19 protein-coding genes and 1 tRNA gene are annotated in these 22,134 nt (G+C 58.5%); 9 read left to right on the plus strand and 11 right to left on the minus strand.

Translation table 11 applies throughout. The annotated features are described in order from the left end of the window. Nucleotides 1–7: 7 nt before the first annotated feature. The 4 genes from OHL14_RS06270 to OHL14_RS06285 form a co-directional block, all read right to left on the minus strand. Complete coding sequence (locus OHL14_RS06270; RefSeq protein ID WP_263378477.1) at nt 8–2,377, minus strand: VirB4 family type IV secretion system protein; 2,370 nt, start codon at nt 2,375–2,377, stop codon at nt 8–10. After that, the gene (locus tag OHL14_RS06275; protein WP_263378478.1) at nt 2,358–2,621 is read right to left on the minus strand and encodes a VirB3 family type IV secretion system protein; all 264 of its coding nucleotides are present in this window, start codon (nt 2,619–2,621) and stop codon (nt 2,358–2,360) included. Before OHL14_RS06275 ends, OHL14_RS06270 begins: the two co-directional genes overlap by 20 nt. A gap of 12 nt (nt 2,622–2,633) precedes the next feature. Next, a complete protein-coding gene (locus tag OHL14_RS06280) occupies nt 2,634–2,912 on the minus strand; it encodes a hypothetical protein (protein WP_396271002.1) in 279 nt (92 codons plus the stop codon). 214 nt (nt 2,913–3,126) lie between these two features. Beyond that, entirely contained in the window at nt 3,127–4,095 is a 969-nt protein-coding gene (locus tag OHL14_RS06285) for a LysR family transcriptional regulator (protein WP_396271004.1), read from the minus strand. 779 nt (nt 4,096–4,874) lie between these two features. On the opposite strand from OHL14_RS06285, the gene OHL14_RS06290 reads away from it, so the two are divergent. Next, nucleotides 4,875–6,140 carry a site-specific integrase gene (locus OHL14_RS06290; protein WP_263378480.1) on the plus strand — a complete coding sequence of 422 codons (1,266 nt, stop codon included), beginning with the start codon at nt 4,875–4,877 and terminating at the stop codon, nt 6,138–6,140. A 29-nt stretch (nt 6,141–6,169) separates the two neighbouring features. Here OHL14_RS06290 and OHL14_RS06295 read toward each other — a convergent pair. The 4 genes from OHL14_RS06295 to OHL14_RS06310 all read right to left on the minus strand — a co-directional run bounded on the left by OHL14_RS06295 (nt 6,170) and on the right by OHL14_RS06310 (nt 12,406). Next, nucleotides 6,170–6,245, minus strand: a tRNA-Thr gene (locus OHL14_RS06295). 110 nt (nt 6,246–6,355) lie between these two features. Continuing rightward, nucleotides 6,356–7,834: a glycoside hydrolase family 28 protein gene (locus OHL14_RS06300; protein WP_263378481.1), complete on the minus strand. Its 1,479-nt coding sequence runs from the start codon at nt 7,832–7,834 to the stop codon at nt 6,356–6,358. Nucleotides 7,835–8,431: 597 nt separating this feature from the next. Further along, nucleotides 8,432–9,553 carry a DUF6599 family protein gene (locus tag OHL14_RS06305; protein ID WP_263378482.1) on the minus strand — a complete coding sequence of 374 codons (1,122 nt, stop codon included), beginning with the start codon at nt 9,551–9,553 and terminating at the stop codon, nt 8,432–8,434. Between the two features lie 516 nt (nt 9,554–10,069). Then, on the minus strand, nt 10,070–12,406 hold the full coding sequence (locus tag OHL14_RS06310) for an N-acetylmuramoyl-L-alanine amidase (protein ID WP_263378483.1): 2,337 nt from the start codon (nt 12,404–12,406) through the stop codon (nt 10,070–10,072). Nucleotides 12,407–12,588: 182 nt separating this feature from the next. Here OHL14_RS06310 and OHL14_RS06315 point away from each other — a divergent pair, with 182 nt between their 5' ends. From OHL14_RS06315 to OHL14_RS06325, 3 genes are all read left to right on the plus strand, one after another. Beyond that, nucleotides 12,589–13,170, plus strand: a complete 582-nt coding sequence (locus tag OHL14_RS06315; protein ID WP_263378484.1) for a DUF4254 domain-containing protein — start codon at nt 12,589–12,591, stop codon at nt 13,168–13,170. Between the two features lie 143 nt (nt 13,171–13,313). After that, nucleotides 13,314–13,922 (plus strand): tetratricopeptide repeat protein, encoded by a 609-nt coding sequence (locus tag OHL14_RS06320; RefSeq protein ID WP_263378485.1) that lies wholly within the window; start codon nt 13,314–13,316, stop codon nt 13,920–13,922. An 81-nt stretch (nt 13,923–14,003) separates the two neighbouring features. Next, nucleotides 14,004–15,023 (plus strand): gluconeogenesis factor YvcK family protein, encoded by a 1,020-nt coding sequence (locus OHL14_RS06325; RefSeq protein ID WP_263378486.1) that lies wholly within the window; start codon nt 14,004–14,006, stop codon nt 15,021–15,023. On the opposite strand, the gene OHL14_RS06330 is transcribed toward OHL14_RS06325, so the two are convergent. Then, nucleotides 15,013–16,386 carry a cytochrome P450 gene (locus OHL14_RS06330; protein ID WP_263378487.1) on the minus strand — a complete coding sequence of 458 codons (1,374 nt, stop codon included), beginning with the start codon at nt 16,384–16,386 and terminating at the stop codon, nt 15,013–15,015. The two genes, OHL14_RS06325 and OHL14_RS06330, sit on opposite strands and share 11 nt — an antisense overlap. A 92-nt stretch (nt 16,387–16,478) precedes the next feature. After that, on the minus strand, nt 16,479–17,771 hold the full coding sequence (gene rlmN / locus OHL14_RS06335; RefSeq protein WP_263378488.1) for a 23S rRNA (adenine(2503)-C(2))-methyltransferase RlmN: 1,293 nt from the start codon (nt 17,769–17,771) through the stop codon (nt 16,479–16,481). Between the two features lie 129 nt (nt 17,772–17,900). On the opposite strand from rlmN, the gene OHL14_RS06340 reads away from it, so the two are divergent. The 5 genes from OHL14_RS06340 (at nt 17,901) to OHL14_RS06360 (ending at nt 21,559) form a co-directional block, all read left to right on the plus strand. Next, a complete protein-coding gene (locus OHL14_RS06340) occupies nt 17,901–18,374 on the plus strand; it encodes an ester cyclase (protein WP_263378489.1) in 474 nt (157 codons plus the stop codon). Nucleotides 18,375–18,461: 87 nt separating this feature from the next. Then, nucleotides 18,462–18,893, plus strand: a complete 432-nt coding sequence (locus tag OHL14_RS06345; protein ID WP_263378490.1) for a nuclear transport factor 2 family protein — start codon at nt 18,462–18,464, stop codon at nt 18,891–18,893. A 12-nt stretch (nt 18,894–18,905) separates the two neighbouring features. Beyond that, complete coding sequence (locus OHL14_RS06350) at nt 18,906–20,225, plus strand: M16 family metallopeptidase (RefSeq protein ID WP_263378491.1); 1,320 nt, start codon at nt 18,906–18,908, stop codon at nt 20,223–20,225. Nucleotides 20,226–20,279: 54 nt separating this feature from the next. After that, nucleotides 20,280–20,786 carry a type IV pilin protein gene (locus tag OHL14_RS06355; RefSeq protein ID WP_263378492.1) on the plus strand — a complete coding sequence of 169 codons (507 nt, stop codon included), beginning with the start codon at nt 20,280–20,282 and terminating at the stop codon, nt 20,784–20,786. Between the two features lie 113 nt (nt 20,787–20,899). Beyond that, nucleotides 20,900–21,559 (plus strand): LolA family protein, encoded by a 660-nt coding sequence (locus OHL14_RS06360; protein WP_263378493.1) that lies wholly within the window; start codon nt 20,900–20,902, stop codon nt 21,557–21,559. On the opposite strand, the gene OHL14_RS06365 is transcribed toward OHL14_RS06360, so the two are convergent. After that, complete coding sequence (locus OHL14_RS06365) at nt 21,556–22,083, minus strand: pyridoxamine 5'-phosphate oxidase family protein (protein WP_263378494.1); 528 nt, start codon at nt 22,081–22,083, stop codon at nt 21,556–21,558. The two genes, OHL14_RS06360 and OHL14_RS06365, sit on opposite strands and share 4 nt — an antisense overlap. Nucleotides 22,084–22,134 lie beyond the last annotated feature (51 nt).

A 22,134-nucleotide genomic window follows, 5' to 3' on the forward strand; every position in this document is an offset into this window, starting at 1 on the left:
GCAAACGTTAGAGAGCCTCGCCCTGGGCAAAACGCGCAATGCCCTCGGAGAGGCCATACTTCTCGATCAGCTTCGAGCGCCGCACGCGGTCCTTCGGCTTGGTGGAGAAAGCCGCGTAGCTGCGCGGATCGAGGTTGAGCGTGACAACCTTGGTCAGACCATCGCGACGCATGTACAGGCCTTCACGATCCTGCAGGCTCTCGAACAGGGCGATCTGCTGCTCGTTCATCTTGAAAAGCTCGGCATAACGTTTGCGATTGAAGGTCGCGTCTTTCAGGAAGAGGAAGGACGTGCAGGAGTTCACAATGCTGTCGGCGTTTTCACCGAGGTCGTCCGCAGACTGGCCGATCATGGTGACGCCGCCCAGGTTCTTACGGACCGTCTTGATCGATGCCAGCGCACCATCGAGCAACTGCTTGTTCTTCATCGAAGAGAAGATCTCTTCGATCAGGATGTGCTTAGGCACACCGAGATTGGCAGGGTTGTATAGAACATCGTTGACGCGTCGCAGCAGCCAGACCATCAGTGGCTCGATCAGATCGGCATACTGCTCGTTGTTCACTCCCTGAAAGTCGAAGCACTGGATCCGTGACAGCGAGAGGCTATCCTCGACATTGTCGAAGACCGCGTTGTAGATGCCCTTGCCCACCCACTTCGACAGATAACGGTCAAGCTTCTTCGGCAGGAAGAGATTCGAGAGACGCCGGTTCTCTCGGTCGAGCAGGTACATATCCTGCACGGCCTTATGAATCACATCGTCGTCTTCGGGCTCAAGCTCCGCGCCGCCATTCGCAAGCAGCAGTTTCACGAAGGAATACAAAAACTTGATGTTGCTCTCCGTAGGCTCCAGCGCAAACGGATTTACTCGTGGTCCATCCTTGCCGACTCGATCGACACGACCGCCGTAGAGCTCGACGACGCTCTCGTAGCTGCCGCCGATGTCGAAGATGCAGGTGAACCCGCCGTACTTCCGTTCGAGCGCAATGATCTGATTGCCATGCACCGATTTTCCGGTTCCCGTTGGCCCGATGATCAGCATGACGCGTACGCCATCTACATATGCATCCTGAAAGAACGGGGTCCGCGTGCGCGTCTCGAAGATGTTCAGGTACTCGGCGTTCAAGTCGTCAGACCATGGATGGCCTGTGTGCGGCGCAAACACGGAGGAGAGGCGCGCATGGTGGTCTTCCGCAAGCCACAGCGGAAAGACATTGAACTTGTTGTTGCCGGGGAACATCGCGTAGAACGCCGATAGATTCCCCAAGGTCTCTTCCGTGACCTGAGCCCGAGCATCGACGAAGATGCGGTGCACCATCGGAACAACGTCGCGAAGTTGTTCCTGACTGCGAGCTGCCAATAACAACCGCAGCGAGTATTCCCCCTGTGCCTTCTTATCGAGCGAGCGGATGACGTCGCTTAGGTCATCGACGTTGCTGCTGGCTGCCCTGGCTCCGGCTCCCGTCTCGAGCGAAGCGGTGTCACGCCCGCTCATGACACGCGCCAGCACGCCCACTTTGAAGAACGAGATGAACTTTTCCTGAGCGTCGATCTCGCCGCGCGCGGCAGCCGTCGACTTCACGCGCCAGGTAGAGCACAGAACGTTGTCGCAATCGACATTCATCAGCCCGGTGAAGAGGCAGGGCCTCGAGGCTTCGGGTGTCGTCTTGAGCGAGAACATTTGGACATGGCGTCTACCAACACGCACATGGTCGCTGCGCCACTCGACGGGATTCTTGACGATCTGGCGGTCGACGCCCGTGTCGCCACGCAGCTCATCTTCGCCTGCCCAATCCTCCAAGTTGAAGAGATAGCTAAAGAACTGGAAGACCTCGTTCTTGTCCAGAAGCTTTAGACCAATCGAGCTACCCAGATGCCCTTCGAGGAGGCTGGCGGTCTTTTCGAGCTCACTTAGTAGCTTCGAGGTCTCGAACGCATTGTCCGCCGGCTTCCTGCTGAAGGCACTTGCCTGGGATGGTTCGACCGTCAAGCACCAGTGGAGATCGATGCGGCGGAACGCGGCATTCTCCTTCAGAAAGGCGAGGCGATCAGTGACAAAGGACTCCGTTACCTCGTTGCCGTAATGCTTCTCTCGGGGAAGCTCCACTCCGGATCGAACGCGTGTGTACTGGTAAAGGCACGATCCTTCCGGTAAGCCGCGCAGAGCTCCTTCGATCGAGCGGACACGCGTTTCAAGCTCGAGGTCAGTAATCCCTTCCTCGTCGATACCGGTCAGTGTGAACAAGCATCCATAGCCGCCGCCCTTCATCGCGAAGTGGTTCGGGCCGACGAAGCGGGAGATCGGCACGATACTGCAGGCGGCTCCCGCCTTCGCAAACCACGGTACGGATTGGAGATGCTTAGTCTTTGCGCGGGTCATAGTAGCTCTTCTGTGTGAGGCTCAGGCCCCAGAGTTGAAACATCTTCGGGTGTTTGCGGACGATGAGCCAGCAGGCTCCGGCCATCGTCGGGAAGCTGATGATGGCCAGCAAGCGGAAGCCGACGAGGAACACCGTTACCGTGACGAATATGATCGCCATCCAGGCTGTGAGGTCCAGGCCAAGCTTGGCCCTTGGTCGATTCAGCGCATTATTGATTGGTAAGGGTGTTCCTCTCCGGTTCATGACCCCTCACCTCTACATCGACTGCCCGGTGAGAGAGTCAATCCAGCCAGCACCCCATCCCAGAACTCCGGCGCCGAAGAGCGCGCCAAAAAGTCCAGGAATGGCGTCCTGAAACCGTCCGCTCATCATGCGGATTCCCGCGAAAATGAGCCCGCCGAAGCAGATGACAGCGCCGGCGTATATGGCAAATGTCTTGAATGTGCCCATTAAAGTCTGGGCACCCGAGAAGTCCATCGTTCCCTGCGCGTGCGCCACGGCGGAGAAGGCCAGCATTACGAGGATGGGTCTCATAGCCCGTAGGCATGGAAGAATCTGTTTTGGCTGAAGACAAGAACGAAGCTTGTACTGGCGACTGCGAATCATTTTGGCACCTCCATCGACTGTGGTCAGCCGAGATATGCCGTGATCATGAAACGGATCTGATTCGATGTCTAATACTTCCTACGTATCGGCTGATAACTCGGAATTATCAGCCTCACCTAATCCGTTATAGATTCAGTGACTTTCAGTTCAATAGCCGAAGTTGAACGGGCTTCTCATCTTCTGGTTGAGGCTGCCGGCTCTTGTGAGATGGCGCGGTCAAAGAAGCGTTCGATAGGGCATTCTGACTCATTTTCAACAAGCCCTCCCCAAATTGCCGTTTGAACTTCCGCGCAAGAACGGGCACTGTCTTTGGATGGCGTTGCTTGTGATAGATCAAAGCGGTGTCTAAAGTCCAGTCAACACCCATGATGGGACGGGTGGTCAGTTGTCCCTCCAGGACTGTTCCTTCGCGCACCAATGCCACTCCAAAACCTTCTCGAACTAGGGCCTGCATTTCTGAAGGGTGCGAGGCTCGGGAATATTCGCGTACTTCAACACCGGCTGAACCCAGCATCTCGATCAGACGTTTGTGGGCATCCGGGTGTCTATGTGGACTGTAAAAGACACGAAGATGATCCTGCAGATCGGAGACATGTAAAGCGCTTCTGGCGGCGAGAGGACTATCCATTCTGCAGCACACCACAAGCCGCTCTCGGCGAATCACCTCAATGTGCAAGTCAGGATGTTTTAGAGGAAGTGTGATGAGCGCGACATCCACTTGCCCGGTGCAGATTTCCTCAGCGAACTGCGGCACGTCGCCGTGTGTTGGTTGAACTGGAGCCGAAGGTAGAAGTTCCTGATGCAACGAGCACAGCGCCCGGAATAAATTTGGATCTACGAGGGAGCTACAGCCACAGCGAATCGCGGTGATTTCTCCACGGGAGATAGAACGAATTGCATCAATCGCCTCGTCACGCGCTTCGAGTAAATGCTTTGCAATGACAGCGAATGCGACTCCAGTATCCGTCACCCGTATATGGTTACCGCTCGTCCTGCGAAACAAACGGACTTCTGCATTCTCCTGGAACTGCCTTGCCTGCACGGTGAGGTTAGGTTGTGTTGTGTGCAACTCGTCTGCTGCAGCACGAAGCCCCTTCTTTTCCAGAATCATGAGTAGGTAGCGGAAATGTCGAAACTCTGCCCAGTCGTACATACCACGCCCTTTCAAAACGAAGAGTTCGTTGGATGTTACGAAATGCTCCTTTCTAGATCTTGGCAATGGATGTAGGCGATAGCAATGGTTTGCAGCAAAAGTGGCCAAATTTAAGCCGAGCCGCGAATTCGTCGCTGGTCAGGCAATATCCCGGCACCCCGATAAATGAAAGTTATCAGCTGATAGATAGGAAGTATTGGACACCGGCGAGCGGACAGGAGAGCCTTCGACGAGGGCATCTCCTTTGTGCCTAGCTCGTGCACGCTCACACTCTTGAAACCCCACCGACCGGGTATGAATATCCAATCACTTCCGAAGCCAAGGAGCTCAAATGACTCGAACAGCTGCCGTCTCCGCCGTCCATCCCTCCACCGCCTTTGATCGCCCTAAGCCTCCAACCTCCGTGACATCCAACTTCGTTGCTCGAAGCACACCTGCTGATGGAGCTGCTGTTCTTCCGATATTTCGAGGAACAAACGTCGAGAAGAGGGAGAATGCGGACTTCGAGATATTAGAATCGAGTGAGTTGGCATTGCGGCTGAAGGTCAAAGAATCCTGGGTAGTCGAACAGAGCAAACGATCACGGACGGCGGACCCGATCCCGGTTTTTCGGCTAGGGAAACATCGTCGATATCGTTGGGGCTCTCCCGAGATGAATGACTGGCTGGCTCGTCGTGCTGGCGGCACAACAACACGCAAGGTCTGGTCCTGACAAATTCCCGCAAAGGAGAGTTTTGATGGCCCAGCAAGGAAGTTTGTACCAAGATCATGGATGCTGGTATGTCCGCTATTGGGAGGTCGTCCAGAAAGAAGACGGCACGACCGAGCGGAAGCACCCGGCGCATCGTTTAGCCAGCGTGAAGGAGTATCCGAAGAAGTCGGATGTCCTTCCGCTCAAGAACCAATTCATGGATCGTCTCAACAGGATCGGGTTTACACCCGGCAGCGGAGTTTCACTCGTGGATTTCGTAGAAAAGACGTTTCTGCCAGGGTGCGAGAGAAGGCTCACCGGATCGAGCACCCGGTGCTATCGGCAGACATGGACTTGTTATCTGAAGCCCTACGTAGCGGATGTCCGCATCCGGGATGTTCGCCCCGTGCATCTGCAACAGCTTCTGCATGCTGTTGAGCAAGAGCGCGGAACGAGCCTCGCACACGGAACATACAAGACCATGAAGGTCACTCTCAGCGCGATCTTCACCGAGGCCCGCAACCTCGGCTTGTATGACGGAACGAATCCAGTGACCGGCGTCAGGATACCGAAGGGTCGTAAGCACGGACGGAGACGTCTTGCTTACAGCCTCGACGAGATCCTGCAGCACCTTGAGTTGTTTTCAAAGGATCCCATCGTGGTTCCCCAGCGTCTGCCAAGAAGGCGCACGTCCAGCCAGCTTCGTCGTAAACGAATCGCTGGTGGACTTGCACCGGAGACGGAGAATCTTCATATACCGAAGATCACCGCAGCTGTCGTGCGCGCCATCATCGGCGTGACCGCGTTTGCGGGGCTTCGCAAGGGGGAGATTCGGGGACTGTGGTGGGACGATGACCGCATCGACTTGCTCGCGATCTGTCGCAGTGTTTGGAACTCGACGATCAAGAACACGAAGACCGAAGAGGACGTGGACGATCCGGGGTTGGTTCCCGTGATTCGTCCGTTGCGTCTGCTTCTCGATGCGATCAAGCCGGAGCATGCAGCAGGATTTATCTTTATCAGTTCTGTGAATGGAGCGATCGATCTTGATAACCTTGCCAGTCGCGTCGTGAAGCCGATCTTTGAAGCGAATGGCATGGAGTGGAAGGGATGGCAGGCGTACCGTCGCGGACTTGCGACCAACCTCAAGGAGCTGGGCGTCGAAGACACGACGATCCAGTGCATCCTGAGGCACGAGAACGTGAGTACGACCCAGCGCTTCTATATCAAGACTGCGCCGCGCGTGGCGCAGGAGGCGATGCGTATTTTGGAGGAGAAGATCGCATGTACAGCAGTTGTACAGCAGCGGTAGGTTAGCGGAGCGCTAAACCATTGATTTAATGGAGCCGATGAGCGGAGTCGAACCGCTGACCTACTGATTACGAATCAGTTGCTCTACCAACTGAGCTACATCGGCCTGATTCGGTCTCGAGGAGCACACGCCAACCCTTCGGTTCGCCTGTAGAACGCACTCAATGACCGCAACTTCTCCATTCTATCTGCAATCTCTCCAGATGCAAAATCCCCTCACTGCATCGGCACAAACTTGCCAGCACAAGGGTCTGCCGACGGATAGGGCGTCATCTCCGCTCCCGTCACGTGCAGCTTCTCGCCCGACAGCGGAAAGTTCACCGCGTGCGCCGTGATGTCCGCAAAGTCCAGATGTACCTGCTCCGGCTTGATCCCTCGCACGAACACCCTATCCAGCGTCACCTCCGTGCGATGCTCCTCATTCAGCCCCGCAATCAGCACATCCCCCGGCGTCTCGCTGAAGATGTTCCGCAGCGTGATCTTCTTGTAGTCAGGAATCTTATCGCCTTCGTACTTCGGATCCTCAAAAGGCTCCACCGTCTGGTTCGTGTAGTACGGCGAGATCGCAATCGGTATCGGCACATTCCGCATGCAAATGTTCTCGTACATCAGGTCATGCACCGGTCCGCCGCGCTTCACATTGCTCTTGATCCGTATCCCCGACGTCGTATGGTCTTCCGTCAGTCCATCCACCAGCAGGTAGCTCTGACCCAGCACCGTCTCCGATCCAATCGACATCCCATGCCCCGTATAGAAGTGGTTATCGATCACACTCATATGCGTCACGCCCTGCTTGATCGCGATATTGTCATCGCCGTTATCGATCCAGCTATGCGTCACCGTGATGTTCTCGCTCGTCCCCGGATCGATTCCATCTGTATTGCGCGCATCATTTGGAGTTCCCAGCAGCGCCTTATTCACCGGCGTTTGCAGATGCACACCCCACGCCGTAAATCCATTCGTCTGGTTCACACTCACATGGAAGTTCCCCGAGTTATTCAGATGAATCCCATACAGCACCAGCCCGTCCGCATGGCTCGCCACAATCAGCCGCGGCGTGTAATACAGGTCGTCCTTCGGCTGCGCCCTTCGAGCCATCTCCCACCAGCTGTAATCCTTGCCCAGGATCTTCGCGTATCCGCGCCCATCGAGCGTCCCCTCGCCCATCAGACCAACATTCTTCGCTCCATTAATGTTGATCAGCGATCGGCAACCACCCTTCCGCGCCGGAGCATTCGCCGCCAGCTGCACCGGAAAACTCGTCGGCCTCGGCATCGACGTCCCACACAATCCAGGCGCATCCGCCGCCGTCCCTGGCAGATGGATCTCCCACACCTTCGGATCGCGCGAGCCGAACACCGTCACTCCCTTATCGATCAGCAACGTCACGCCTTCCCGCATATCCAGCGGCCCGCTGAGATACGCATTGCCACCGCGCCCCGTCAGCTCCACAGCCTTCCCCGCCCCGCACGCATCCATCGCCTTCTGGATGCGCTCCGTATCCAGCTTGCCCTCATCTTCCTCACGCAGCTTCCCGCCATTCGCATCCGGCGCAGCCACCAGCTTCGCTTCCAGCTTCACGCACACCGGCGGAATCTTCGGCTCCGTCACAGTCCGCGTATCCTGCGCGCCCATCGCTCCTACGGCAGACATCAACCCACCAACCACCATCACGCAACGCCATTGAACGGACATACAGCCTCCATAAACCTGCCAGACAGGAAACACTAGCACAACGCACTAACAACTTGCTCCCCGGGTCACGACTACCGTACCCCAAGGCTTCAACCTTGGGTCTCACCGCTTCAACAGGGACAGTGGTTTAGCCCAAAGATCTACTCCCCCTCAACCGACACCACTCCTGGCTCTCGCACTCCTGGCTCTTGGCTGAACCAGCCCCTGGCCAGCTGCGCACTCTCCAGTAACCCCGAACGCCAGCGTTCTCTGCCGTTCCACTTCTCACCTAACGCTTTTCACTTGCCTCTACCCATTTCGTCCCGACTTTTCCACAAACAAAAAGGGCCGCCCGGCAACAGGGCGACCCTCTTCCTATGGGAGGCAGTTCCAACGGAGGCAAAGCCATCGGAACTCTCTGGACACAGACTATGTTCGGCTACCCACGCTGTCAAGAATGTTTTACCGAAAATATCAAGCCATGAAGTATCAACAACTTACATCAAAAATGCCGAGTTCCTTCGGTTTTTGACCAGCTTTCTTCCGAAACCTGAATCGAACCCTAGAACCCGCTCATCTAACCCCGCCAAACCACCTCAACCGTCTCGAAACAGCCACTTAGCTGCCCTCGATGGATCCATCGGCACGGAACCGCGGAGCTGCATTCTGCGGATCGAGATGCAGACTCAAAAACTCTGCCTCCGTCGCCGCATCCTTACCCCGCATCACCCGGATCAACGCCCGTCCACCACCCAGGAACAGCCCCAGCAGCACCGCCGCCAGTCCCATCACTCCGGTGAATACCAGAATGTTCGTCAGCAGGCTGTAAGTCTTCTTCACTTCTACCTGAAACACCGGCGGCATGTCCTTATCGAAGCTCAGCATCTGCTTCAAATGGATGTTCTCGATCATCCGCTGCGCTTCGTCGGCGGAAAACGTCCCCTCCGCCAGCAGCACCAGCTCACCCTCGCGGCGCACCTTGCCCTCCTTGCCAGCCGACATCTCCTTCACAGCCTTGGCATAGCTCCCCGCAATTGTCGGCGTGGGATACAGCAGGATCGTCAGCGTCTCCTTGCCCCGTTTGTCGTCATACTGCGCCGTCACGGCCTCGGCAGACTTCTCCCAGCCCAACTGCTGGGCAGGCAGCACGCCGCCCTCCGCAGCGTAACTGGACGCTCCCAGGGCGTATCGCAGGCTACCGGCGACCAGCCCTTTCTCCGGAACCAGCGTCGGCAGCAGCGCAGCCATACCTTTTGTCCCGATCGCCTTCGGCAAACCCGCAGCCAGCGGCTTCAAAGAAGCTGTATCGGTCGTCCCGTTCACCAGCACCAGCGTAGTGCCCTCGATAAACAGCACCACACCATCCCCCACAGCGTCCTGCGAGCCCAGGTCCTTCCCCGGCTTCATACCCGGCTTCGCCAGCACCGTGAACGCGCTGTAGGCCCCTGTGCGGTCGCCAAACTGGATCGCCTCGACGTGGATCTTCCTGCCGCCACTCTCGTAGTCAGCCACCGCCGACCGCTGCGGAGAACACTCCGTCAGCGCCGCCTTGTTCGCATTGGCCAGAGAAAAATCAGGCACAGCTCCCGGCCCGGCAGCCGTCTTCCAGGCACCAAAGCTCGCAGGCAGCAGTGGAGCGTCAGGCTCCGTGATCGCCACGCTCGCCTGCCCAAAGGCGCTCATCCCAGCCGCCAACATACCCACAACCACGCCACCGCAGAAGAACCGAGACAATCTCATACAGAACTCAGACTACAGGAACACCCATTTTGTTCCCGCCCCCGCCACATATCTGCAACCAGAGCAAAATTCTCCACCCAACAAAACATCCCCCGCTTTTCTTGCAACCTGACGACTGCTTCATTTCTTTGCCATCCCAAAGGGAATCTGCTTCCGCTGTTGCCCTTGCCCTTGCCCTCGCCCTTTCGTTTGTCATTCCGCAGCGAAGCGGAGGAATCTGCATTTGTCCTTGGCTCTTTCGTCTGCCTTTTCGTCGAATAGCAGCACTCCATCCGCGCCGCGCCAAAAGCTGTCAAGCGCCGAACGACGCAACCTACTCATTCAAAAGCAAATAGAGATGCATGTTTGCTTCATTCAAAACGCTATAATTAAGTAAAGGGGCAAAAAGGAATTGCCCACCCCATCCTGCGGTCTTGCAGACCTAAAGTCCTTCCCTTCAAGGCTTTACGCATCCAAGCCCGCCATAAACCCAAAAGAATCAAGACTATGCTGAAAACAAGGGGGGAGGGGGGTAGATTACCGCGCCGCCCGCTCCGTGACCCCAACCTTGCCCTTCACTGGCTGAGCATCGTGGTTGATCGCGCTCTCGTACTTCGCCACACCTTTGTAAAGGCTCTCAGCGACACGCTCGCGATACTCAGGCGTCTGCAACTGCTCCGCATCATCCGGATTCGTCACAAAACTGATCTCCGCCAAAATCGAAGGCATGTTCGCTCCAATCAGCACCACAAACGGAGCCTTCTTCACGCCGCGATCCTTCAAACCATCGTTGCCCTTCCGTAAACCGCCATACAGCGACTGATCTACATCCGCGGCCAGCTCATGGCTCTCGTCGATCTTGTCCTTCAACGCGATCTTCTTCACCAGGTCGCTCAGTTGATGCACGCTCTGCGTCGAAACCGCGTTCTCGCGGCTTGCAACATTCATCGCCTCCGGATCGCTCGTAAAGTTCAGGTAATACACCTCGACGCCGCGCGCCGAGCTGTCCTGCGAGCTGTTCGCATGCACCGAAATGAACAGATCCGCCTGCGCCTTATTCGCAATCGCCGTCCGCGTCTCCAGCGGGATAAACGTGTCGTCCGCGCGGGTATAAACGATCTCCGCGCCCAGGCGATCATGCAGCAGCTTACCCAGTCGCAGCGCCACATCGAGCACCACGTCCTTTTCCTGGATCCCGCCAGCGCCGAGCGTGCCCGAATCGTGTCCGCCGTGGCCTGCATCGATCACAATGCGCCCAATCTTCAGTCCCAGCGCGCGCATCAGCGTTGTCTCACTCGCGCCCGAACTCTCCGTAATCGGCGCAGCCGCCTCGACAGGGCCAGCCTTCACCGGTTTCGTACCATCGGTCGTAGCACCAACATTCGCCGCTGCCATCATCCGAGGGCTGCGATAGTGATCGCCCGTCTGCGCCGCAATGCCAGATGAAACAGGCAGCGATGTCGGTTTCCTCGTCGCAGCCACTCGCCCCGTCTGCTCGCTCACGGCAGCCACATCGTCACCGTTGCTTGCCAAACTTTTTGTCACCGTATTCGGCACAGGCTTCGCCGTCGTCGGTCGCGTCGGAATCACCACACGCGGCTGAGGAACAGTCGCCTTAGTCGTCGCCGTGCGCGCAGGCAGACCGAAGCTCGCGCTTCCATCTGTCACAGGCATCGGAGGCAGACTCGAAACCTCGACTCCGTTCCGCGCACCGGGAGCATTGTTCGAAACCATCGTCGGCACACTAGAAGCCGCAGGCACCCGCTCGATCGGCGCAGGATTCGCGCTCACCATCGTCGGAATAGAACTTTCTTCTACTCCCTGTTCCCTATTCCCTGCTCCCTGCTTCCCGTGGATATCAATAATCAGACGTTCCGGGTTCGGTAGCAGGAACGCCGAATACGTCCCGACCTCGTGAACGTCGAGCACCACGCGCGTGCTTCCGTTCGGAAGCTGTGCCGCTCGAATGTTATTCAGCAAACCGCCATCGGTCACAGCGAAGCTCTTACCCTGCAACTCAGCCGCCAGTTTCACATCGTGCAGATCGAAGAAGATGCGGTCCGGACCCTGTACGCGCACAGCCTGGTAGGCAACATCCTGCTCGTCGGTACCCAGATCGATGGCCACACGCGTATATGAGCCAGTCGACCAGTGACGAATTGCCGTGACAGTTGCCACGGCATTCGAAGGCGGCGGCAAAGGCCTCGTGGGCACTACAACATCTTTCACCGGCACGACGGTCGGCTGCACCATTCTCGGCGCAGCTTCGGCCTCGACAGGCCGACTCTCCGATCGATTCGCTCCGCGCTTCGGCACCACCATCACCACCGCGCTCTCGCGTGCAGCCTTCGCTGCCGAGCTCCGCGGATAATCCCGCAGCAGCACGGCCCGCACAGTCCGAGCCTCGGTCGAGTCTTCAGCATCGTTCAAAAGTTCCAGCGCCTGCCCCAGCGCGCGCGGTGAGCCGCTCGGATTTGGATACGCTTTCGCCAGAAATTCATATTGCCGCGCCGCATCGTGCAGACTCTTACGGTCCTCGAGCTCATGACCCTCTTCGGCCAGCAGCTGCGCCACTTGCTCCACGGCGCGCCCGGCATGAACCTCCGCCGGATCATCGTGATAGATCGTCCGGAACTTGTCCATCACCCGCGCAAATTCGATCTGCGTGTGCCTGCTCTTCGGCTGCGCCTCAAACAACGTTCTGGCCCGCAGGGCTTCATCCCACGCACTTACAGGAGCAGCATGCGCCCGCCGCGCCACATTGCCCGTCTCCAACCCGAACGCAGTCGCAGCGGTTCCACTCGTCACCAGCCCTAACCCCAGCGCCGCTCCCGCTACCCAACGTTCACGAACCCGACTTCTCTGACTCTGCATACGCATATCCCATCTTCAGTCTAGGTTTGTTCGATGCCCGTTTGCCCTTCAAACCTACGGCAGGTAACTCATCCGATAACCCACAGGTTCCTCTCTCGCAAAAGACTCGTTCTGGCCCTCTTGCTGTCGTCCTCTCCTCTACCCGCTCGAAATCAAATCCGCTATCCTCATTTTTAGCGCCCATGCTCGATCTTCCCCAGATCCTTCGACTCCACGACGCGGCCAACGAACACGGCCACGACGCCCTGCTGGCGCCCGCGCATCCGAACTCGCCGCTCGAAGAACTCATCCTCGCCCAGCACCAGGCCAACTTCGATCTGTGGCACGAGGAGGACAAGGCACGCGATCCTGACGTCTCAGACGCGACCATCGTCACCTTGAAACGCTCCATCGACCGCCTGAATCAGCGCCGCAACGATCTCGTGGAACAGATCGACCTCGCGCTGCTCGAAGCCGTACCGCAAAACGACCTCGCTCCGCTGCACTCGGAAACTCCCGGTCTCATCATCGACCGGCTCTCAATTTTGTCTCTCAAGCTCTTCCATACCGAAGAACAGTTGCACCGCGGCACACCCGAGCACCGCGCCGCCAACCAGCTTCGCCTCCTCCAGTTGAGCGAACAGCGCGCCGATCTGGCAGCCTGCCTTTTCCACCTTTGGGTGGAGATTGGTGCCGGACAGCGGCGGTTCAAGCTCTACCGCCAGCTGAAAATGTACAACGATCCGGCCCTCAATCCCGTCCTATACGGCAAGACACCCGCTTGAACGGAAGCCAACTCCCCTATACAGTTGACCCATCGCCACATACACTCGTATAAAACCGAGACGAGTTTATTTATCCGTTTGCTGTTCTACACTCTCCGCCAGGTCCTACAGCGCTCCACCAAGCCAAGCAACGACGAGAAAATATGGCAACGAAGTCCGCTACAAACAATACCGTGAAGACGACCATTCAGACCGCAGCCAGCGGCAAGTCCTCCCCGGCACCTAAAAAAACTCCACGCACCCTCGCCGGCGACCTACGCCCGGTCGACGACGCGACCCGCAAGTCGCTGCTGTCTCACTATGAGGCCGCGATCAAACTCGTCCATGCGAACAAGTTCGATAAGGCTCACGAAGCCTTCACGAAGTTGCTCCCTGACGCGCCGGCCGACATCGCTCCCAGCATTCGCATGTACGTCAATACCTGCGAAGCCGAGATCGCCAAAGGAGCTGCGAAGTTCTCCAACACCGAAGAGCGTTACGATTACGCCATCTCGTTGTTGAATCAAGGTCACTACGAGGACGCGCGCGAGCACTTCGAAGAGATCCTGAAGCAGAACAGGAACGCCGACTACGCCTTCTATGGCATGGCGCTGCTGGCGGCCATGACCTGCGACTCGCCGCGCTGCATTGAGCACCTCGCCGAGGCAATCCGCCTGAACTCCCAGAATCGCCTGCAGGCGCGCAATGACTCTGACTTCGAGTCCGTGGCCGACGATCCGAGCTTCACCGAGCTCCTTTATCCCGAGTCCTAGCGATCGGCTCCGCTGCAATATTCATCGCAGCGCTTCCTTCCTTCCGTGCATCCAAAGCCTGAAGAAAGGCTGAAAGAACGCATGTCTGATTCCCGCCAACTTCGCGTCGTCGCCATCGGCGGCGGGACTGGACTGTCCACCCTGTTGCGCGGACTGAAGCGCTATACCGCTTCACCCGCAGGAACGACGCCAGCCGGCGATCCGGCATGTCCCGACCTACCCTGCCTCATCCGCGACCTCTCCGCCATCGTCACCGTCACCGACGACGGTGGCTCCTCCGGTCGCCTGCGTGAAGACCTGAACATGCTGCCCCCCGGCGACGTGCGCAACTGCATGGTTGCGTTATCGGAAGACGAGCACCTCCTTAGCCGCCTCTTTCAGCATCGCTTCAAGCATGGCGACTTGAACGGTCACAGCTTCGGCAACCTTTTCCTCGCTGCGTTGACGGAGATCTCCGGCGACTTCGCGCAGGCAGTCCAGACCTCGTCGCAGATTCTCGCAACACGCGGCCGCATCTATCCGTCAACGACGGAAAATGCCACGATCTCCGCCCGCATGGACGACGGCTCACTTGTCGAGGGTGAGACCAACATCACGGCCAGCAAACAGACCATCCGCGAACTGATGCTGACTCCGCATGACGCCGCGCCGCTGCCGGAGACCCTTGATGCCATCGCCGCCGCCGACCTGATCACGCTCGGCCCCGGATCGCTGTATACCTCGCTGATTACCAACCTGCTGGTGCGGGGAATTCCCGAAGCTATCGCCGCGTCGCAGGCCACGCGCGTCTACATCTGCAACCTGATGACGCAGGCGAACGAGTCGCTCGGATTGAGCGCAGCGCAACACATCGAGAAGATCCTCGACCACGCCGGAGAACAAATCTTCGACTACGCGCTCATCAATACCGCCCCCATCGGCGGTGCCACGTTGGAGCAGTATGCTCGAGAAGGCCAGACGCCTATCACCGCTGACCTTGAACGTATCCGCAAGCTGGGCATCGAGCCTATCACTGGCAACTTTCTGCACGAGGGCGACGTGCTGCGCCACAACTATGACCGCGTAGCAGAGACGGTGCTGAATCTGGCTCTCAAGCGTTAGCTCCGTACGCTGTACTGCTTTCCATGGTCGGGATGTGACGAACTTCTGCGCACCGAACTCGCACCTTCACTCCAACAGGCCGGTTCGTGAAGACGGCATTCCTCTCCATCACAATCCCAGCGAGACTTTGCTGCTCGACATCGAACCGCCGAAAGAATGCGACTAGAAGCAAGATCGCCTCCACGCGCGCCAAGGCGTGCCCCGGACAGCGCTGCGGACCGAATCCAAAGGGAAGGTAGTGCTGCGTCTGCTCCAGGGTCAAGGGCCGCAGAAAGCGCTCTGGCCTGAACGCTCGTGGATCGCCCCAGATGCTCCTGCGCATATGTCCGAGCAGCGGCAGATAGCGGATAGCTGTCCCCTTCAGCACGTGCACGGGGCATCGCGAAGACGGTTGTCTGCCCTCAAGCTGGTACTCGGTTTCCGTCTCACGCAACATCGTAGGCACGACGGTGTGCCGCCGCAGGGCCTCGCGAAATACGGCATGAATATACGGATATTGCTCTGTCAGCGCGCCTGCGCCGCTCGGACCTCTGGCCTCGTCCACCACTCGCTCGCGTATCTCAGGACTGCCTGCAATCTCTGCGATCGCTGTCGTCAACGCAGAGGCAGTCGTTTCGATACCGGCAACGAACAGCATGAAGTACTCCGAAGCTATCCGGCAAAGCGCCTCCTTTTGTCCCAGAGCGGCGTACCGCGCGCTCATCTGTTCAAACAGCGCGGAACGCCGACCCGACAGTTCCATCTCCGCCACGCGTTCGTCCAGCCACGCAAACATCTCGCGCGTCGCGCTACGCTGACTACGGTGCAGAAAGATCGGCTGTCGCGCTCCTAATCGCATCGCTCCAAAGAGATACGCCGTCTGCCGGTTCATCCGCGCCGAAATCGTGGCAGGGCGCACCTCGGTCGCCGCGGTCAGAGTTCTTTCGACCCACTCGGCCTCGGCTAACGGCAGCGTCTCACCGAACATCAGGTGACCGAGCGCACTGGTAGCTACGGCCCGCATCAACGGCTCAATCTCCACCGCGAGCACACCCTCGCCTACCCGCCGCGCCACCCGCTCGAACGCCACCTTAGCTACGTCCAGGATGACTTCCGCATATTCACCCTCAACAAGCCGCGGTTGCAACGCGAGATCAACCACTGCGCGCGTGCGGCGCCATTCCTCACCGTCGGCCACGATCATCACCTTATGCCGCATCGCCACGCTAAGAAAACGCACCAGCGGTCGATACCGCACCGGCTGATAGCGCGCAAATAGTCGCTTGAGAAAGTCGAGGGAGTGAACGTCGAGTTCGTTTCCGCCGACTCCGACCTTCAACGTAAACTCGCCGAGCCGTCCGAGTCCTGTAGATTTGCTCTCCATGAGCGCTACTACAGCACAATCGCTGGCCCGATGTATTTAAAATCGCCTCAATCCCAGCTCAATTTCACAAAAGAGCGACCGATTGATCCGGTCTACGCGGTGATTGCCACAAGTTTGGGCTGTTCGTCCGCCACAGTGCGCTTCAGCTGGCCGCATGCCGCGTAGATGTCCCGGCCACGCGGTCTGCGGATGTAGGTCGCAATTCCGCCCTGGATCAGCATCTTCTGGAAGACGGCAACGTCCTCCGCGGTCGGCTGATGGTAGTCGATCCCCGGACCAGGGTTCCAGACGATCAGGTTGACCTTGGCGCGCAGCCCCGCAAGCAGAGCGAGCACCTCGCGAGCGTGCGCCGGCTGGTCATTCACGCCGCCGAGCAGAACATACTCAAATGTCACCCACTCACGCGTGCGCAGCGGAATCTTCAATACTGCATCGAGCAGCTGGGCGATGTTCCACTTGCGCGTGATGGGCATGATCTGCTCGCGCACCCCGTCGTTCGAAGCGTTCAGCGAGAGCGCGAGCTTCGGCCGCAGCGCCTCCTGCGCGAAGCGCTCGATGCCCGGCAGAATCCCGCTGGTCGACACCGTCATACGTGACTCGGGGATGCCGATGCCTTCGACAAGCCGCCGCACGCTGTCCATGAAGTTGTCGTAGTTCAGGAACGGCTCGCCCATCCCCATGAAGACGAGGTTGATGCGGTCCTTGCCGATCTGGATCTTGTGGCGGTTGAGCACCGCCGCGACCTGCCCGGCGATCTCGCCTGCCGTGAGATTGCGCTTGATGCCCAGCTTTGCCGTCAGGCAGAACTGGCAGTTGACCGCGCAACCTACCTGGCTCGAAATGCAGATCGTCGCGCGCCGAAACCCCGTCGCCGCCAGCGTGCCGAAGTTAGCGCGGTCGCGACCCTCGCCGCGCCGAGACCAATAACCACCATCGCTACTCGTGCCATCCACGGTCTTTCCATTGTCGCCCTGAGCAGAGCGAAGGACCTGCTTCACCGTTCCGGCGACAGCTTCCTCCGCCGTCTCGATCTCGCCCTTTTCTTCTTCCGCCGCCTCGGACCCATCGCCGCGCTCACCGCCATCGCCATCCGGCATCCAGACAGTCTCGACGGTCTCACCATCGGCCATGCGCATCAAATAACGCTCGGTGCCATCGACGGAGACTGCCGTCTGCACCATCTCAGGCAGGCCAATCGTCCATCCATCAGCCTTCAGCTCGTCGCGCAGCGCCGCCGAGAGCGTAGTCATCTCGTCGATCGTAGCCACGCGCTGTTTGTAGAGGGCTTCGAAAACCTGGCGCGCACGATACGGCTTCTGCCCAAAGCCCTCCATCAACTCGGTCAGTTCATTGAGGCTATTCCCGAAGAGTGCACGCGATTCCATCTATTCAGCATATCTTGTCCTCGAAACTGCTTCATCCTTTGAAAACGGTGTCTCCCTGCTGAAAGTGCTTTCGCAACCACTCGACCCAGTCGAGCCTGCTCCCTGCATCACAACCTGTAAGGAGTTCTTATGAGCCAGGCAGCAAACATTGCGACACAGAAGAAGATGGGCGAGATCATCAACAGCCACCACTTTGAGCAGTTGCATGAGGTATTCGCCCCGAACGTGAAGGACCACGACCCGGCCGACGATCAGGGTCCCGGACCTGAAGGCTTCATGCATTGGTTTACCCAGTTCCACTCTGCCTTTCCTGACTTCAAGATCGCCATCGAACATATGGTTGCAGACGAGGACAACGTAGCCTTCGCCTACACCATCACCGGCACGCAGGATGGCCCATTCAACGACATTCCCGCGACTGGAAAGAAAATCAAAGTTCGCGGTATGCAGATCTCCAAGTTCAATTCCGATGCAAAAATCTCCGAGCGTTGGGGTGCTTCGCACGAGGTCGGGATTTTGCAACAGATCGGTGCCATGAAGAAGGTGCCACACCTAGACGAACCACCTGTACTCACCGCACCGGCTTCATCAAATAAAATTTAGTGGCTGGATGAATAACGGCCTCCGTCGGTTCGTGCCGACGGAGGCCTTCGTCATTTCTGCAAACCGAAACACCTCCTACAATTGGCTATGGCTCGACCCCCAGCATTTCCCTCCACCGACCCCGCACTCAAGTCAATCCTCGCCGAACTGAGCGCTCAGGAGCCGATCTTTCACCGCCCGTCCTTCGCCTCTACAATCGATGACTTCGACCGCATGATGGCGTCGGATTATTGGGAAGTCGGTGCCTCGGGCCGCCGCTGCAACCGCGCTTTCATCCTGCAGATGCTCGCCGACAACCCGCCCATCGACGCCGAAACCGCCCGCTGGCGAGCCTCCGGCTTTGCGGTGCGCCAGCTCGGCGCTGATACCTATTTGCTTACCTATTCTCTCCGCCAGGCTGACCGCCTCACCCGCCGGTCGACGCTATGGGAGAAGACTCCCGCAGGCTGGACGATTCTCTATCACCAGGGGACCGTAGTTTCGGCGAATGAGGATGATGTCTCCCCGCCCAAGGCATGAAACAATAGGAAGATGTCCGTAACCCTGGCGGAAAACGCCACCACTACTACGACCTCCCACCTCCGCGACATCCGCACCACCACCCTGCCGAACGGCCTGCTCGTTCTCACGGAGCGCATGAGCCACCTGCGCTCCGTCTCCATGGGCGTCTGGATCAACTCCGGCTCCCGCGACGAAGCTCCCGAGGTCAACGGCATCTCGCACTTCATCGAACACATGGTGTTCAAGGGCACGACCACGCGCTCGGCCCAGCAGTTCGCCCGGGAGGTCGACGCCATCGGCGGCAACCTCGACGCCTTCACCGGCAAAGAGACCATCTGCTTCAACATCAAGGTCCTCGACGAAAACGTTCCCGCCGCGCTCGAGCTGCTGACTGACCTTGTCCTGCATCCCACCTTCGCTCCCGATGACATTGCCAAGGAGCAGGGTGTCATCCTCGAAGAGATCAAGATGGACGAGGACAACCCCGACTACCTCGTACACGAGCTCTTCACCCAGAACTTCTGGCCGAACGACGCCCTCGGTCGCCCCATCCTCGGCACTGCGAAGACCGTCAGCAGCTTCAACCAGGCGATCGTGCTCGAAGAGTACGCCCGCCGCTTTACACCCGCAAACATGGTCTTCTCCGCCGCCGGAAACCTCGATCACGACGCCTTCGTGGAGCAGGTAGCCGCGGCGTTCACCTCGCTGTCCGCAACCAGCGCTAACAAGCTTGAACGCTCCGCCGCTCCGACTGCGCAGCCGCACCTCACTCTCAAGAACAAGAAGTCGTTGGAACAGGTACAGTTCTGCCTGGCTGTCCCGGCCCTGCCCGTCGCTGATTCCGACCGCTACACCGCCTATCTGCTCAACAGCATCCTCGGCGGCGGCATGAGCTCCCGCCTGTTCCAGGCCATCCGCGAAGAGCGCGGTCTGGCCTACAGCATCTACTCGGAACTCAATCCCTTTCGCGACACCGGCACGCTGGCCGTCTATGCGGGCTGCTCGGCGGAGAACACAAAGCAGGTGCTCGCGCTGACGCTGGCCGAGTTCGCGCGCATGAAGCAGGAGCCCGTGTCCACCGAGGAACTGGACCGCGCCCGCAACCAGATCAAGGGCAACATGGTGCTGGGCCTCGAAAGCTCGTCCAGCCGCATGTCGTCACTGGCCCGCCAGCAGATGTACTGGGGTAAGTTCTTTTCCCTCGACGAGATCACCGCCGAGATCGACCGCGTCACGGTAGAAGACCTTCAGCGCCTTGCGAACGACCTGCTCAAGGCCGATCAGCTCACCCTGACTCTGCTTGGCAACCTCGGTCCGCTAAAACTGACCCGCGACGACCTAACCTGCTAGACCCACGAACCGTCTATACTCTGTATCGGCACAGCATTCCTCCAGAGGCACCCTATGAACACCCAGAAACCTACTCGCAACGAATCCGGCTTTACCCTCGTCGAACTGCTGATCGTTATGTCGGTCATCCTGATCCTGATGGTGCTGGCAATTCCGAAGATGCAGTCGGTCATCCGCAAGGCAAACGAAACCTCGGCGATCAGCTCGCTCCGCATGTTGAACCAGATGGAAGGCCAGTACGCCTCCGAGTATCCTCAGCATGGCTTTGCCTGCACTCTGCCTGCGCTCGGCGGCAAGGTAGGCGCGGCGCCGCCCTCGGCAGAGTCAGCCCAGCTCATCAACGACGATCTTGCTGCTGGCTCCAAGTCTGGCTACACCTTCTCGATCACTGGCTGCGCCAAAACGACGATCAACAACGTCGACCAGTACAACAGCTATCAGATCAATGCAGTTCCCAACTCTGTCGGACACTCCGGCGACCGTGGTTTCTGCACCGATGAAAACGCCCAGATCCATTACGATCCCAAGGGCGGCACCAACTGCACCGAGCTGCTCCAGTAAGAGAGACGCCGACACCCCCGCTTCTCCCAGGAAGCACACACAGACAAAGGCCGCCCTCATCGGCGGCCTTTGTCATCCCACAGTCGCATCAAACCGTCCGGAACTGCCCCGTCATGAAAATTCTGCTCGCTCTTGCCCTCGCCACCTCTGCCCTCCCCTCACTCGGCCAGCAAACCACTGCTGCCTCCCTCGCAAAAAAGGTCGACGACCACTACAACCACCTTCAATCTCTGGAGGCCCATTACGCCGAGCGCTACCAGGGCATGGGGCTTGACCGCACCGAAACCGGCACCTTGACGCTGCGCAAGCCGGGCCGCATGCGCTGGGCTTACGACGCGCCAGCCGGCAAGGTCTTCCTGCTCAATGGCAAAGACGCCATCGCGTACACCCCGGGAGACGCGCAGGCAACGCGCTTCCCTGAAAAACAGCTCGACGATCTACGCTCCCCGCTTCGCTTCCTGCTCGGCCACACGGAACTCGCCAAGGAGCTCGATCAACTCTCGCTCACTCCTGTCAGCGATAACTCGCAGCCGGGCGGCCCACTCTACACCTTGTCCGGCACCCCCAAAGGCATGACACAAAGACTGAAGACTCTGTCCCTCACAGTCGATGCCACTGGACAGATTCGCTCCATGCGCATCGAAGAGATCGACGGCGCACAGACCACCTTCACCTTCACCGCGATCCACGAAAACATCCCCACCACCGACGCCGAGTTCAACTTCTCTGCTCCTCGCGGCGTCGGTATTGTGGATGGAACAAACCCGCTCTAAACGGTGATGTGACCTGCCTCACCGACCGGCACCTTGCCACCCGTCGCCGCTGCTGCGGCATACTTCACGAGCATCACGATCTTTCCGCTTGTCGCCTCCCAGTAGTCACCTTCGACGACGTCGACCTTTACCACAGCAATATCCGGGTCGTCTTCCCCCTTCGGGAACCATGCCTTGTAAAGCGGATTCCACAGCTCCTTGATCTTCGTGCGATCGCTCGAGATGTTCGCCCGGCCCTTCAGCGCGAGATACTCGGAATCCTTAGGTTCGGCGAAGGTCAGCGTCACATGCTGGTCCGCTTCTACTTCTTCGATTTTCTCTGAACTCTTTTTCGTCAGAAACCACAGCGTTCCATCGAACGGCGTGTCCTGCACGGCCATGGGCCGCGAACTCATTGACCCGTCCTTCGCCACCGTCGTCATCATGGCAATATGAATATCGCCAATCATTTCGCCGATCTTCTTCGTGCCTTCGGCTCCTGACAGCTCTTTGTATTCACTATCGTGATCGTTTTTCTCGCTCATAATCAAACCTCCGGGCGGTAGGATGCTCGGCGCCATGGCCTGGTAGTCCTC

Origin of the sequence: Granulicella paludicola, from assembly GCF_025685545.1 — a bacterium.
Taxonomy (GTDB): domain Bacteria; phylum Acidobacteriota; class Terriglobia; order Terriglobales; family Acidobacteriaceae; genus Granulicella; species Granulicella paludicola.